Source organism: Mesorhizobium sp. WSM4842 (genome assembly GCF_055901575.1).
On record NZ_CM148372.1, the window covers coordinates 3458814 to 3473589 of the forward strand.

15 protein-coding genes are annotated in these 14776 nt (G+C 63.3%); 11 read left to right on the top strand and 4 right to left on the bottom strand.

Annotation, left to right across the window (positions count from 1 at the left end):
* The first annotated feature begins 11 nt into the window (after positions 1–11).
* Positions 12–581 (top strand): hypothetical protein, encoded by a 570-nt coding sequence (locus AC0NIE_RS16725; protein ID WP_473488190.1) that lies wholly within the window; start codon positions 12–14, stop codon positions 579–581.
* Between the two features lie 241 nt (positions 582–822).
* Here the strand turns inward: AC0NIE_RS16725 and AC0NIE_RS16730 are convergent, their stop codons facing one another.
* Positions 823–1455: a methyltransferase domain-containing protein gene (locus AC0NIE_RS16730; protein WP_473488189.1), complete on the bottom strand. Its 633-nt coding sequence runs from the start codon at positions 1453–1455 to the stop codon at positions 823–825.
* A 125-nt stretch (positions 1456–1580) separates the two neighbouring features.
* Here AC0NIE_RS16730 and AC0NIE_RS16735 point away from each other — a divergent pair, with 125 nt between their 5' ends.
* Positions 1581–3314: a portal protein gene (locus AC0NIE_RS16735; RefSeq protein WP_473488188.1), complete on the top strand. Its 1734-nt coding sequence runs from the start codon at positions 1581–1583 to the stop codon at positions 3312–3314.
* Entirely contained in the window at positions 3311–3634 is a 324-nt protein-coding gene (locus AC0NIE_RS16740; RefSeq protein WP_473488187.1) for a Bbp19 family protein, read from the top strand. Before AC0NIE_RS16735 ends, AC0NIE_RS16740 begins: the two co-directional genes overlap by 4 nt.
* A 98-nt stretch (positions 3635–3732) precedes the next feature.
* On the opposite strand, the gene AC0NIE_RS16745 is transcribed toward AC0NIE_RS16740, so the two are convergent.
* Complete coding sequence (locus AC0NIE_RS16745; protein ID WP_473488230.1) at positions 3733–4098, bottom strand: endonuclease domain-containing protein; 366 nt, start codon at positions 4096–4098, stop codon at positions 3733–3735.
* Between the two features lie 238 nt (positions 4099–4336).
* Complete coding sequence (locus AC0NIE_RS16750) at positions 4337–4651, bottom strand: YMGG-like glycine zipper-containing protein (RefSeq protein ID WP_095490674.1); 315 nt, start codon at positions 4649–4651, stop codon at positions 4337–4339.
* Between the two features lie 320 nt (positions 4652–4971).
* Here AC0NIE_RS16750 and AC0NIE_RS16755 point away from each other — a divergent pair, with 320 nt between their 5' ends.
* From AC0NIE_RS16755 to AC0NIE_RS16790, 8 genes are all read left to right on the top strand, one after another.
* Positions 4972–5880, top strand: a complete 909-nt coding sequence (locus AC0NIE_RS16755) for a hypothetical protein (RefSeq protein WP_473488186.1) — start codon at positions 4972–4974, stop codon at positions 5878–5880.
* Between the two features lie 59 nt (positions 5881–5939).
* Positions 5940–6929, top strand: a complete 990-nt coding sequence (locus AC0NIE_RS16760; RefSeq protein ID WP_473488185.1) for a Coat protein — start codon at positions 5940–5942, stop codon at positions 6927–6929.
* A gap of 215 nt (positions 6930–7144) precedes the next feature.
* Positions 7145–7399: a hypothetical protein gene (locus AC0NIE_RS16765; RefSeq protein WP_473488184.1), complete on the top strand. Its 255-nt coding sequence runs from the start codon at positions 7145–7147 to the stop codon at positions 7397–7399.
* A gap of 630 nt (positions 7400–8029) precedes the next feature.
* Positions 8030–8623, top strand: a complete 594-nt coding sequence (locus AC0NIE_RS16770) for a phage connector family protein (RefSeq protein ID WP_473488183.1) — start codon at positions 8030–8032, stop codon at positions 8621–8623.
* The gene (locus AC0NIE_RS16775) at positions 8623–11064 is read left to right on the top strand and encodes a phage tail protein (RefSeq protein ID WP_473488182.1); all 2442 of its coding nucleotides are present in this window, start codon (positions 8623–8625) and stop codon (positions 11062–11064) included. Before AC0NIE_RS16770 ends, AC0NIE_RS16775 begins: the two co-directional genes overlap by 1 nt.
* 509 nt (positions 11065–11573) lie before the next feature.
* Entirely contained in the window at positions 11574–12020 is a 447-nt protein-coding gene (locus tag AC0NIE_RS16780) for a hypothetical protein (protein WP_473488181.1), read from the top strand.
* A 2-nt stretch (positions 12021–12022) separates the two neighbouring features.
* Entirely contained in the window at positions 12023–12514 is a 492-nt protein-coding gene (locus tag AC0NIE_RS16785) for a hypothetical protein (protein ID WP_473488180.1), read from the top strand.
* Positions 12514–13389, top strand: a complete 876-nt coding sequence (locus tag AC0NIE_RS16790) for a hypothetical protein (protein WP_473488179.1) — start codon at positions 12514–12516, stop codon at positions 13387–13389. Before AC0NIE_RS16785 ends, AC0NIE_RS16790 begins: the two co-directional genes overlap by 1 nt.
* Positions 13390–13479: 90 nt before the next feature.
* Here AC0NIE_RS16790 and AC0NIE_RS16795 read toward each other — a convergent pair whose 3' ends face one another.
* Positions 13480–14205: a hypothetical protein gene (locus AC0NIE_RS16795; RefSeq protein WP_473488178.1), complete on the bottom strand. Its 726-nt coding sequence runs from the start codon at positions 14203–14205 to the stop codon at positions 13480–13482.
* Positions 14206–14776 lie beyond the last annotated feature (571 nt).

The window sequence follows — 14776 nt, forward strand, 5'->3', positions numbered from 1 at the left end:
ATGATCGCCTCATGACCGTCCGCATCATCCCCGCCACGTTGCGCGACCTTTCCTACATCGCCGCCAACCTGCGGCCCGAAGACCGGGCTGAGATCGACTGCCAGTTCGACGACTGGTCGCCGGCGCTGCTGGCGCTGACGGCGCTGCAGGGGTTTGCCTATGTCGCCGCGCTAAACGGCAATCCGGAAGCCGGCTTTGGCGCCGCCGAACAGCGCGGCGGGTTGTGGATTGCCTGGAGCTGGGGCACGCGCCGCATGAAGCGCTGCGTGCCTGGGATCACGGCGTTCTTTCACGCCGTGCTCGGGCCTGACGTGGCCGCGCGCCGGGCCTGGCGGGTCGAGGCGCGGGCGCTCGCTGCCAATGAATTGGCGTTGCGCTGGCTCGCCCGGCTTGGCGCCACGCAACGCTGCCGCCTGCCGGGTTACGGCCGCAACGGCGAAGATTTTTTGCTCTACGACTGGACAAGAGAAAGCTGGAACCATGTGCCTTTTTCAAAAGCCGCCGGCGCTGAAGCCGCTGCCACCGACACCGACCATTGCCGACAAGGACGTGCAGGCGCGCGAAGCCGCACTCAGGGCTGAACTCGAGCAGCGCCAGGGAACGCTGAGCACAGTCAAGACCGACCTGTCGCCGAGCGAACTCACCGGCCACCGCCGCGTGCTGCTGGGGGTATGATGTGGGTGCGTAATCTCCCCCCTTGAGGGGGAGATGGCCGGCAGGCCAGAGGGGGTCGTCTCGCGTAAAGCGCCAACTTTGATCTGCCGCAGGAGGCCGCGTCCGGTCGCGCCGACCCCCTCTGTCGCCTTCGGCGACATCTCCCCCTCAAGGGGGGAGATTACGCTCCGGCTTGCGTGCGAACGCCCACACCATCAGCGGGTATTCCTCGTCGTTGCTGAGGTCGCGCCATAGGCCGTAGGCGCGCACTGGGCCGCCGATATGGGCTTTTGCGCAGGCCTTGTTGCCCCAGCTGAACACCTGGATTTCCGCTTGGGGGAAGCCGCCTTCGACCAGCACCTGCTTCAGGCCGGCGGCGGTCCAGCGGTTGTAATCGTGCGGCCTGGCATGCACCCTGAACAGGAACGGCGTCGCCACCATCGCCCAGCCGCCTGGCCGGGTCATGGCGTGGATATTCTGTGCCGCGGCGAGCGGCTGCTGCACATGTTCCAGCACCTGGTCGGCAATGACGACGGAAAATTGCCGGTCGGTGCGGTCCTTGCAGATGTCAAAGTCGGGGAAATCGACCGAGGTATAGTTGGAACACATCGTCTTCCAATGGCGGTTCCAGCCGGGCGAGATCTCGATCACGTCTGATGATTTGCGGCTGTCCGCCTCAAGAAACGCGGTGAACGCCTCGATCTGCCTGATGCGCAGCCAGTTGCGAGAGTCGTAGCCGAGCAGCCGCTTTGCAACCTGCTTGCTTCGCCTCTTCAGGGCGCCGGGTAGGCTTTCCGTCATTGTCAAATCGATCTCCTTAAATCCCCGCCGCGCCCCGTTGAACATGGCAAAAGCGAACAAAATTCGACGTGGCCTTGGCAATATCTGGGCTTCGAACAGGCTGATACCACCGAAGAAAGAATGCCATGACGAGCGATTCCCGCGCCCACGATATCCTGTCGCGACAGGCGGAACTCGAGACAGAGCGCAGCCAGTATGAGGCTGTCTGGGAGGCGGTGTCGGAATTCTGCGACCCCGACGCGCCCGACGTCTGGAGCGGGCGCCGGCAATCCGGCGCGGCGACGCAGGCCGAGCGGCAGGCGCGGCGCGGCGCCCGCGTCTACGCCAACACCATCAACTCGGCCGCCAACCGGCTGGCCGCCGGGCTGGAAAGCCTGATCATCCCGCAGTCGGAAAAATGGCACGGGCTGTCGACCGCGGCCATGAATGACGAGGAGACCGACGAGGAGAAGGAGTGGGCGGAGGCGCTTCGCGATTTCCTGTTTGCGCTGCGCTATTCCGCCAATTCGAATTTCGTGCCGGCGACGCAGGCCTGCCTGCGCAATGTCGTGCGCTACGGCCCGGCCTATCTCTACGCCGAGGAGGGCTTTGGCGGCGCGCTGATCCGCTATGCCTCGATCCCGGTGGTCGAGGGCTATCTCTGCCGCAACCGCTGGGGTCAGGTCGACATTTTCCACCGCCGCTACGAGCGCACGGCGCGCCAGGCCGCGCAGCTGCTCGGCTATGAGAAACTGCCGGCGCGGATCAAGATGCTGGTCGACGACCCGGCCAAATGCGAGACCAAAATTTCGCTGATCCAGTGCATCCAGCCGCGCGACGAGCGCAAGATGTACCGGTTGGGCGGATCCTATCAGTATCTCGACACGGCCTTCGCTTCCTATCACGTCATCGAGGACGAGGAGGTCATCGTCAGGGAGAGCGGTTTCCGCTCCTTCCCGGTGTCGTGCTTCAACTGGCGCCGCTATGAGGGCGACCCCTATGGCATCTCGCCGACCATCGAGGCGCTGACCACCGTGCGCGAGGAAAACGCCGTGCGCCGCTCGGGCCTCAGGGCGCTGCAGCAGATCACCGATCCGGCGACCGCGTCGAAGGCACGGCTCGACTATGTGCCGGTGCTCAATCCCGGCGAGAACTATCCGGGCCTGATCGACGACAATGGCCGGCCGCTGATTGCGCCGATCGCTGTGGGCCAGAACCCGACCTATGCATTCGACTACGCGGAAAGCCGGGCCGAGGAGATCCGCGACATGATGTTCGTAAACCTGTTCCAGACGCTGGTGCAGAACCCGCAAATGACGGCCACGGAAGCGCTGATCCGGCAGGAGGAGAAGGGCGCGCTGCTCGGGCCCTCCGGCTCGATCATCCAGGCCGGCTTTGCCGCGAATCTCGACCGCGAGCTCGGTATCCTCGAGGACAAAGGATTATATGAGGAAGACAGCCGGTTCCTGCCGCCGGCGAGCCTTGCCGGCAAGGCGGTGCGGCCGACCTTCACCGGGCCGCTCGACGTGCTGCGCCGCTCGGCCGAGGCGCGCGACACCATCCAGGTCGTCACCACGGCCATGCAGATGGCGCAGTTCGATCCCGGCGTGATGGACAATATCGACGGCGACGAGGCGCTCAAGATCGTGCAGAGCGCCGGCCGTAGCCCGCAGCGCATCTTTCGCCGCCAGGACGAGGTGGCTGATATCCGCGATGCCCGAGCCAAGGCTCAAGCCGCGCAGGCCGGCATGGCGGCGATCGCCGCCGCCGGCAAGGTGGCCAGGGATGCCGTGCCCGCCGCCGTGCAGGCGCGTGACAGCGGCCTGGTCGACAGTCTCAGCGGGCTGATGCCGCAGGGCGGCGAGAGCGGCGGCGCATGAGCGGCAAACGTTTCGCCCATTCGAGCCAGGCCGGCGGCCCGGCCAAGGCGCAGGACGCGCTGACCAAGGCCTATCTCAGGGTGTTTTCAGGCCAGGACGGCGAGATGGTGCTGGCCGACCTGACGGCGGCGACCGGCTATTACCGCCGCCCGTCCTATGGCGAGTGGCTGGCCAAGACGAAGACGCCGAACGGCTTCGAACTGCACAGCGCACTGAGCAATGCGCGCGCCGAAGTGGTGCAGCACATCATGGGGTTCCTGACGCTGGACGCTGAGCGGCTGGCGGCGCTGGAGCAGGCGGCAAGATTGGAGGGGAGGTAGGGGTTAAGAAGGAGTGCGGTGTCGGTGAAGCCGCCAATCTCCCCCCTTGTGGGGGAGATGTCCGGCAGGACAGAGGGGGGCGCTGTCCCGCCGGCGTATCAAATCGCACCTGCGAGCCCTGCCTCGATCACAATGTGCTGGCAGACATTGTCGATGTCGCGAATGACGTCGTCGTTCCAGAAGCGCAGGATGGTCCAGCCGTCTTGTTCAAGACGCTTTGTTCTTGCCTCATCGCCTGCATTGGCGTCGGCATGCTGTGAACCATCGACTTCGATGACGAGCTTCTTGTCCGGGCAAGCGAAGTCGACAATGTAACCGGCAATCGGAAATTGTCGGCGGAAGCCAAGCCCCATCAGCCGATGCGCGCGAAGCTCGTTCCAGAGCTTCAGCTCAGCACCGGTCATCGCCTTCCGCATCGATTTGGCATTTGCGCGATTTCGCGGAGGCAGTGGCGTGTGAGGCATTGTCAATGCTCGGTCACTTATTGAGGTTGGCGCTCTACGGCGCCCCCCTCTGTCCTGCCGGACATCTCCCCCACTTGGGGGGAGATCGGCCGTCATCCCTGATTTCGCTAATCGCCAACCTCGAAAAGAGGCGCTGTCGGCGGAACTGCCAATCTCCCCCCTTGTGGGGGAGATGTCCGGCAGGACAGAGGGGGGCGCTGTCCCGCCGGCCTTGCCGTAGTTTGCAGTCCGCTATCTCTCAATAATCGCCGCGGTAGTAGCGGTCGTCGCAAGGTGCGGTGTAGATGCGGCCGTAGCGATCCTGATAGCGGCAAAGCTGTTCGCCGCGCCGCTGCGGCGTGGTTGCGCTGCCGACGACCGCCCCCAGCAGGGCGCCGCTGGCTGCACCGATAACCGTGCTCTTGGTGTCGCGGCCCAGGGCCTGACCGACGAGAGCGCCGCCAGCGCCGCCGACCAGGGCCCCCGTGGTCGCTCTTTGCTGCCCTTCGGTCTGGGCACATCCTGCCAGCGCGGCAGTCACAAGCAGGGCGGCAATGGCTTTGTACATGGTCATCGTCTGATACTCCGTTGAAGCCTATGAACTAATACACTGGCTGGTTTTGCCAAGTGTTTGCCAAGTGCGGTCGCATTGCGGCGGAACAGCGGCAACCACTTGTCACGAAATGCGACATGGTTTCTTTCGTCTTGACGGCGAGTGCTTCCGACTCGGAAAGATCATAGTCAAACAAGTCGATGGAGTCAGGCTCTGTCGAAATGAATCAGGCTGCGGCCGCAACGATTCGACCCGCCCAGCCGATCCCTCAGATCCAAAAGCAAAAAAGCCGGGCTGAACCGGTGTCTTTCCATTTCCAAACAACAAAAGGAATATTTCTCATGACAGATCTGGCAGACGCCGGGTCCGTGGTGGCTTCGCCACCGGCGGGCAACCTTGCACGGCCACCGGCCGCCGGGGACAATGGGTCCGTCCCGCCGGCTGCAGAAAGTTGGTTTGACGGTCTTTCCGAAGGCAACCGCAAGCTCGCTGAAACCAAGGGCTGGACCAAGCCTGAAAGCCTCGATCGGGTTTTCACATCCTATGCGGAGCTGGAACGGCAGCAGGGCGAAAGCCTGCGCATTCCCGCGGCGGACGCGCCTGAGGAAGACTGGGACAGGTTCCATGCCCGGTTGCCTGAGGCGATGCGTCCGCTGACATCGCCCGACAAGGTCGAGTACAGGCGCCCCGACGGGCTTCCCGAAGACTTCGCCTATTCGGACGAGCTCGCCAATGCGTCCAAGGCCTGGGCGGTCGAGGCCGGCGCCACGCCGAAGGTGGCGCAGGCCTATCACGACCGCTTCGTCGGCTACATGGCCGAGCAGGCCAAGGTGCAGCAGATCGCCCTTGCCCGTTCGGTCGAGGCCACTCACGACGACCTGGTCAGGGATTGGGGACCGACCGACAGCGACGGCTTTCGTAGGAGATTGGAGGTCGCCAACCGGGCGATGAAAAAGCTCGGCCTGATCGATGCCTACAAGGCAAAGGGCATCCTCCTGCCTGACGGGGCCTTGACCGATCCGCAGATCGCCAAGGCGTTTCACGCCGTCGGCGAGGCGATGTTCAGGGAAGACACGATCGACGGTGGTGCGGTTTTGAGCGGAGGCAATCCGTTCAAGCGCAACGCCGCCGGCGAACGCAACCTGACCGATATCTCAGCCCTCGTCAAAAGCGATCCCGCCCGCGCCCGGCGGCTGGCACGCGAGGCCGGCGAAAACCCCGACCTGTGGATACCGAATAACCCCTTGTGAGGCAGGGCAGCTACATCCGAATGCCCCTCATCCGGCCGCAAACCTGAAGGAAGACAAAAATGGCAGACGCCTACACCCGTATCGCGGACGCGATCGTTCCGTCCGTCTATGCACAATACTCGTTCGAGGAGCACGTCCAGTCGCTCGAGATCTACCAGGCCGGGATCCTGTTTTCCGACCCGGCCATCGCCTCGAAGCTCTCCATGGGCGGGCGTTCGGTCGACATGCCCGGCTGGAAGGATCTCGGCAACGACCCGTCCGAGCCGGTCAATGACGATCCGGCCGACTCGATCGAATTGAAGAAGATCGGCGCGCGCCGCGAGGTCGCCGCCCGCAATGTCCGCGCCCAGGCGTGGGGTATTCCGGACCTGACCTCGATCCTGGCCGGCGACGACCCGCAGAAAATCATTGTCCGTCGCCAGACCGACTACTGGCAGCGCGCCAACAAGCTGACGCTGCTCGGCATCCTGAGGGGCGTGGTGGCCGACAACATCGCCAATGATGCCGGCGATCTGGTGCGCGTCACCGGCGCGTCCATCGTCGACACCGACATCATCGAGGCTGCCTATCTGATGGGCGACCGCGCCGACAAGTTCAAGACGATCTGGATGCACTCCAAGCAGATGAAGGCGCTGAAGCTCGCCGACCTCATCGACTATGTGCCGCCGTCGGAGCAGGGCGGGCCGCTGATCCCCTATTACATGGGGCTGCGGGCCGTCGTCGACGACGACATCCCGGTCGCAGCTGGCGTCTATACGGCCTTCATGTTCAAGGACAAGGCGATCCTGTGGAACGAGCTGCCGGTCAATACCGAAGGCGGGCCGCTGGAGTTCGACCGCAAGCCGCGCCAGGGCCATGGCGGCGGCGTCACCGAAATGGTCGGCCGCCGGCATTTTGTCCCGCATGTGCCCGGCACCCGCTTCCTCGACGCCTCCTCGGCCGGCGAATTCGCCACCGATGCCGAGCTGGCGCTGGCGGCGAACTGGGACCGCACGGCGTCGAGCGTCAAGAACATGACGTTCATCGCGCTGAAGACGACCGAAGCCTGATAAGGCCAAGGTTAGGGCGGGGGTGAAGAACTCCCGCCCTTTCTGGACGCTCGGTGGGCCAATGTGGCGAATCCCAAATTCACGCGCTGTGCTGCATTAAACTGATATGAGTTTTTGGGTCTGGCCACATTGTTGTTGTTGCACGTTAATGAATCGCCGTCACCAAACCGTTACAAACAAGGACGATGCTGCCTTGTCTTGGCAAGGGGGTAACCATGAAAATGACATACAAGGCAGTTCAGGAAGTGCTTCGAAAATCGGGCGTTGTCATAAGCAAAAAGGGCGAACTTCACCGCATAAACTTCTTAAGCGGTCTGGAAAACACCGCCTACTACACGACAAGTCTTCAGGAAGCCCGGGATAGGGGTTTGGCGATGGCGAAAGGTGCCGGAAGGTTGCGAGCAAGTGGCTTTGCCAAGCCGGCCGAAACAGGGCGGCGGCGGGGCTCGACAAGCGCACGCCTCGGCTGAAGCCGCAGGAATTCAGGCCGCAACTCATCGCCGCGTTCTTGCAATAGCAACAATATTATCACGTGGCGCCCGTCACCAGTTTTCCAGCGGTTGCGTTCCGTCGCGCCCCCCTCTGTCCTGCCGGACATCTCCCCCACGAGTGGGGAGATTGGCTGTCACCGCCGCTTTCGCCAACCTTCAACATAGCAGGACTGGCGGAGCGCTAAAACCGCCGATCTCCCCCCAAGTGCAGAGCTACCGCAGGTGGAAAGCCGAAGCTTTTCGCTCTACGATGTACCCCCACCCCTAACCCCTCCCCACAGGGGGGAGGGAGACTTCCGGTGGCGCTGACCTCGGCAAATTGCCTGCCTTTCGGCGCCAAAGGGGAAGTAAAGGCGCGCGGCAGCGTTCCCTCCCCCTTGTGGGGAGGGTTAGGGTGGGGGTCCACCTTCGCAAGAATCCAAATGCGATTGCCCTGCCCCAAGTGGGGGAGATGCCAAGTGCTGGCAAAGAGGGCAGGACAGAGGGGGCGCGAAGGAACGCGGCCCCATCATTAATCATCCCCCAAAAATCCCAGCCGCTACGCGAAGCGGCTTTTTGCTGTGGGCCTAGGCCCTCTTTTCCCGATCCACACTGACGGAGCCTAAAACCATGGCCATCACTCCGCTCGACATCGCCAACATGGCGCTTGGCGTTCTCGACGAGGCGCCGATCGACAGCCTCGACCAGGACGTCAAAGCAGCCCGCCTGCTCAATCTGCATTTCGACCTGACCCGCGAGGCGGAGCTGACGAAACATGCCTGGGTGTTCGCAATCCTGGCGGCCGCCGTCGTCGGGTCCGATACCGGCAGTGGCGCGGGCACGCTGAACTTTGCCTATGAATTGCCCGTGGACTGCCTGCGGCCTTTGCCGCTGACCCACAATGGCGAGCCGGATGGGGTGCCGATCTCGTGGCGCCAGGAAGCCGGATTGATCTACTCGGACCAGTCCAGCCCACGCCTCATCCGCTACATCGCCAACCTGACCGATCCGAATGACTGGGACGCGCTGTTCACGGAAGTGCTGGTCGCGGCCCTTGCCATCAAGATCGCGCATCCGCTGACCCACAAGGCGGGCATGATCGATATCGCCCGCGGTGCCTATGACCGGGCGCTCGACGCGGCGTTCCAGTCCAACGCCATCCAGCGTGGCGGCAGGTTTTCGACGACGTCCTGGACGATCCAGCGCGGCGGGTTTGTGCGCTGATGACGACGCTCTATCCGGTCCAGGACACATTCGTTCGTGGCGAGATCTCGCCGCGGCTACACGCCCGCGCGTCGCTCGATCTCTATCGGGCAGCGCTTTCCCGGTGCGAGAACTTCGTCACCTTGCCGCATGGCGGTATCCGCAAGCGCGGCGGGTCGTATTTCGTCGGCGAGGCCAAGGATTCGTCGAAGAAGACGCGCGGCATACCGTTCATCTTCTCGGCAGACCAGGCCTATATGCTTGAGTTCGGCGACCTCTACATCCGCGTCTATGCCTATGGCGCCCGCGTCGGCACGGTGGAAGTGGCGACACCCTATCTCGAAGCCGATCTGTTCGACCTGCAATTCGTCCAATCCGCCGACCAGATGTGGATCACCCACGCGGACTACCCGCCGCAGGTTCTCACCCGCACGGCGCACACCACATGGACGCTGGCCGAGTTCGTCTTTCTCGACGGCCCCTATGACGACATCAACACAACCGCGACCACGATGGCCCCCGCCGAGACCGGCGCCGTCCATCCTCTTATGACCAGCAATACCACTCCAGGCGGCGCTGCTGCGGACAGCAGCGGCGCCGCCGACGCCTACAAGGTGTTCGACCGGAACAATGGGTCAAACCTTTCGCTCGGCACGACCACCGGCTTCGTGTCCTATGGCTTCGCCGGGACCAAGGTTTGTGACGGCTACTGGCTTCGCGCGCAATCCATCGGTGGCACAAGGGCACCGGTCGCCTGGGATTTCCAAGGTTTTGACGGCACGAACTGGATCTCGCTTGACAGCCGGACAGCGGAAACCGGTTGGTCGCGCGGCGAGGTGCGCTTCTACGAATTCCAGAATGAGACGGCCTACCAGTCCTATCGGCTGACCATCACCGGCTCGGAGGACGACACCAATGTTACGATCGCGGAAATGGGATGGCATGAGGATGGCGATACACAGACGCCATTCGATCTCACGGCGTCCTCGATCGTCGGCATCAATGACGGCACCGGTTTCCAGACCAGCGATGTCGGCCGCGCCATCCGGCTGCTCGGCTCGGATGCCATCTGGCGCTGGGCGCGCATCACGAGCCGCACCAGCGCGACTGTGGTCAAAGTCAGGCTGTATGGGCATGCGCTTCCCAATCTCAGCCCGATCGCGCGCTGGCGTCTCGGCACTTTCGTTCCCGGCAAGTATGTCGAAAGCGGTTCGCTGTACGAGGAGCGGCTGGCCTTCAGCCGAAAATTCTCCGTCTACGCATCCGCAACCGGCGACTTCGACAATTTCGCGCTCGGCGAGGAGGATGACGACGCGCTGGAGTTCGTCCAGGCCGGCGGCGGCCAGGCCAACGATATCACCTGGATTGCGGAATCCGATGGGGCTCTGCTGATCGGAACGCTTGGCGGCGTCCGCGCGCTGTCGGGTTCGGGCATCGACGAGGCGTTGACGCCGTCGTCCTTCAAAAACCGTCGGTCCCGCACGTTCGGCTGCGCCAAGGTCCGTCCGGTGGATGCCGGTCAGTCGTTCCTTTACGTGACGCGCTCCCGCAAATCGATCGCCGAACTGACCCAGAGCGCCACCGGCCGCTTCACGTCGGATGATGTCGGACAGATTTCCGAGCATATTCCGAAGAAGGGCGTCGTCGAACTGGCATTCCAGACCGATCCCGATCCGCTGCTGTGGTTCCCACTGGATAACGGAGAACTCGGCGGCTACACGCACCAGCCTTCCCAGGAAGTCCGCGGCATGCACCGGCATCGCATCGCCGGTTCTTTCTCGGGTTCGGGCTGGGGCGTCGTTGAGAGCGCCGTGGTGACGCCGGGGCAGGACGGCAATGATGATCTGTGGCTGATCGTCAAGCGCACCATCGACGGGGCGACGAAGCGCACTATCGAAATCAAGACTGTGCCATTCGAATATGGCGAGGTCGCCGACGCATTTGAGGTCGACTGCGGCCTGTCCTACAGCGGCGCGGCCGTGGGGATGGTCACAGGCCTGGGTCACCTCGAAGGCGAAACCGTCGACGCTCTGGCGGATGGCAAGGTTTACAAGGGCCTTGTCGTGGCTGCCGGAGCGGTTTCCTTGCCCGGCGGGGTAACGGCGGCCAAATGGCAGGTCGGGCTACCCTATGAGGCCGGCGCCGAAACCCTGGAACTTGATGTCGGCGGCAAGGACGGATCGATCGTCGGGCGTCGAAAGAAGGTCGCCAAGGTCATCCTCTCCGTGCTGGAAACAGACACGACCGGGCTGGAAATCACGTCGTTGATGCGCGGTCGGTGGGAGCCGGTTCGTATCCCCTCGATCGTCTCGCCCGACGGCATGGCCAATCTGTTCACTGGCAATGTCGAGGTGCCGATCGACGACAGCTGGGAAGGGCAGGGCAGAGTGCGGATAAGGCACACCAACCCGACGCCGTGCACCATCCGGGCGTTCACGCCGGTGTTCGACAGTGAGGCGTAGACCCTCAAACACCAAACGTAGCGTTCCCGCCCTCTGTCCTGCCGGACATCTCCCGCCTTGAGGCAGGGCGATCGCATATGGATTCTTGCGAAGGTGGACCCCCACCCTAACCCTCCCCACAAGGGGGAGGGAACGCTGCCGCGCGCCTTTAATTTCCCATTTGGCGCTGAAGGGCAGGCAATCTGCCGAGGTCGGCGCCAACGGAAGTCTCCCTCCCCCTTGTGGGGAGGGGTTAGGGGCGGGGGTGCATCGTAGAGCGAAAGCCTCGGCTTTCCACCTGCGATAGCCCTGCCTCAAGGGAGAGATGTCCGGCAGGACAGAGGGCGGCGCTGTTCCGCCGGCCTATCAATCAACCGCAATTGCTTCCTCGCGCCAATTCTCGGCTGATCAAACGTTAAACCCAAGGCCGCGTTCCTTCGCGCCCCCTCTGCCCTGCCGGGCATCTCCCCCCGAGGGGGGAGATCGGCAGCTGCGTGAACCGCCCATCACCCTCCTAAAAGGACCCTCCCGTGACCCCAATCCCCGATGACAAGCGCCGCGCCGCCGCCGCGCAAAGTGAAGCCTGCGTCGACATCGCATCACTTGCCGACGAGATCAGGGCAAACGCCGCTTCCCTCGACGAGCGCTGGCGCATGGCCCAATGGCTGATCGAACAGCTGCGCCAGCAATTGTTCGACGCCGATGCCTTGCGCCGCGCCGTCGCCACCGCCAACAGCCAGTTCGACGCCGCCGGCGTTGCCAGCCTGAAAATCAACCCGACTGCCATCCGGCGCGCCGCCATTGCCGGGCGGCGAGCGGCAGCACCCGCTCGTCTCAGCGCGGCAGCGATCCAGGCCGACAAGATGCTTCTGTCCCTCCTCAGCCCCGGCGGCGCGCTCGACCCGCGCCCGGCGCTTGGCGCGCCGGCTGGAGGCATCACGGGCAGATTTTCGCTTCGTGGCCGGGGCCGCGGCTGACCATGTGCACACTTGCCCTTATCGGCACGGCTCTCTCGGTCGGCGGCGCTCTGGTCGAAGGCCAGCAGTCGAGGCAGATGGCCGACTACCAGGCCAGGGCCTATGAACAGCAGGCGCGGGCCGACGCGCAAGCCGCGGCCTTCGAACAGGGCCAGGAGCGCCACAAGCAGGATCTGTTGCTGTCGCAGGCGCGCGCCCAGGCCGGCGCGTCGGGCGTCGCCATGGCAGGCTCGCCGACTGAGGTGCTGGCGGCCAACGCCAGGCAGGGCCAGCTCGACATCAAGGCGATCCAGTACGGCTCGCAGCTGCGCCAGAACAATCTCACCACGCAGGCGGCGATCTCGCGTTTTTCCGGCAAGCAGTCGGCGGCGGCCTCGATCTTTAGGGCTGGCGGCAACCTCGTGTCCGGCCTTTCCGGCCTCTACGACCCGAGCAAGGCGGTGACATTCGGCAAGAGCGCCTTTCCGCCGGCGCCGGGCGGAGGGCTTTACTAATGGCGACCATCCCCCTCCAGCTTGCCCAGCGCCGGCTCGACACCGGCAATGTGGTTTCCTATCCCGGCGGCTCGCCGGTCGGCGCCGCCATGCAAGGCTTTGGCGACGAGCTCTCGGCTGTCGCCGAGCGGTTCAGGCAACAGAAGCAGCAGCAGGACGCCTTCGACGCCGAGGTCATCGGCCGCGAGCTGAGCGGGCAGATCGCCCAGGCCGAAAACGAGGCGATCCAGAATGCGCCGGCCGACGGTCGCGGCCTGCATGACAGCATCTATGGCCAGGTCGATCCCCGCACCAACGGCGTCGTCAAGTTCGGCCTGTTCGACAAGATATTCGACAGCATCGTGCCGAAAGTGCCGGAGAGCGAGCGCGCCGACTTCATCAGGAAAAAAGAGGTTTTGAGGCTGGCCGGCTCGGCACGCCTGGCCGCACAGCAATATGCGCGCCGCCAGGAGTATGAGCAGACCGAATGGTCCAAGGCGCAGGACTCCTACACAAGCGCCATCGCGCAGAGCGATCCGGACGACACCGCAGCGTTCGAGGCGATCAGGCAGAGCGGGTTCGACTTCATCGCCAAGATGGGCAACCCGGTCGCCAGGCAAGTGGCCGAAACGGCCTGGCGCAGCAATACGGCACAGGCGCTCGCCCAGGCGATGATCGCCAAGGATCCGGGCCGCGCTGTTGAACTGATTGGCGCCGAGCCCAAGGCCTCCGACGGCGCGATCAACGGTGAAACCACCGGCGCTGCGGGCGGCACCGATCTGTCGGCGAAAAACCCGAATTGGTCCGCTTCGGGCGATGACCGCCTTGCTGATCTTAGCCCCGACGACAGGGCTGCGCTCGCCCGGCTGGCCGGCGCCTCGGTGGCGCAAAACTGATGTCCGCAACCAGGCGCTAGTGGTTCCCGCCTGACACAAGAGTCCGGCTCGGGAATTCCCTTTGGCTGCGCGTTGCGCCGACTCAGTCAATCACCGTGGTGAAAAGTTCGAGTACCAATTCCATTCCCACGTTCTGCCTGCATCAGCGGAGAACGCGCGGCTATAAATCGGGGCCTTCGGGTTACGCTTGTCCCAGTGGAATTTCACGATAACGTCTTTGCCGGCGACAACCTCACGGCCGAAGAATTCACCTATGTCGCCATCGAACGAGCCTACCTTTCCACCGTCGAGTTTCATTGCGTTGCTGTCGGCCCAGTAGATCGTCCACAGACGCGTCTGCGGGTCGAACAATCGCACAGTGAGACCTTCGAATGGCTTTCCGCCCAACTCCGTACGAAAAATATCGAAGTCACCCAGGCCCAGCAAGATCGGGCGGCACTCCTGGGTCGCGTCAAATTCCTGCCATTCGTCGCTGCCGGCCAGCTGTTCTTTCAATGTACGATTTCTGATGTTCCAGTGGCCTATCAAATAATCGAAATCATTTTTGGACGACGTCTCGCTCGCTGTTGTCGCAAGTTTTCCGTCAGATGAAAGTAAAGAGGTCCGCATGTACTTTCCTTTGGATCGACGTCGCGCCAGCAGTCCCGTCGCCGCGGACATGACGAGTATCGGTGTTACTTCGATGACTGCGGCGCGCTTCAGATGCCCGGTCGCGGCAACGATTGGACGGGACCCTCCAGCGCGTCGTGATGCACGCCCACCGTCATCTCCATCCTGCAAACGCGTAAACCGCAGACCCGTTCCGGCACGATCCACTTCGCATGGCTCCGCCACGCCGCCGCGAAGTCGCGTTGCTCCGCGCTCCACTCAGGCCAGAAATCCGCCAACCACCCTGAACCGACTTCCCAGCCGGGTACCAAGTGTCAGATTTTGACCACTAGATCTTCGCGTTACCTGCCCCTGTTGCTTTGGCCGCAGGCTTTTTCATGGGAAAACCCAAAGTTCCTGAAGTCTCTGCTGGCAATGCACGCAGGTATGTGGTCGTTTCCAGGGCGATAAGAGAATGTTTGGAAACTCTACTCTGGCGGCCATCTGATGGCGTTTTCTGCGCTTCCGGTGCTCACGGACCAGCGCATGACCCCGGAAACCGATTTCGGTTTCCGGAAAAGGATCATGCGCAAATGCAAAGGGTTAGAGCGTCCTTTGCGCGTCCAATGGACGCGCAGCGCTCTAATGTCCGCTGCGCGCCGGTTCTCGAAACCACCACCATATGACTCGCCAGAGCGAATTTCGAAACAGTCTCTAAGAGCGACGGCAGCCTTTCTTACAACACAGGCTTGTGGTTTTCGGATTTGAAATTCCCAAGCGCTGATGCGATCATTGGAAC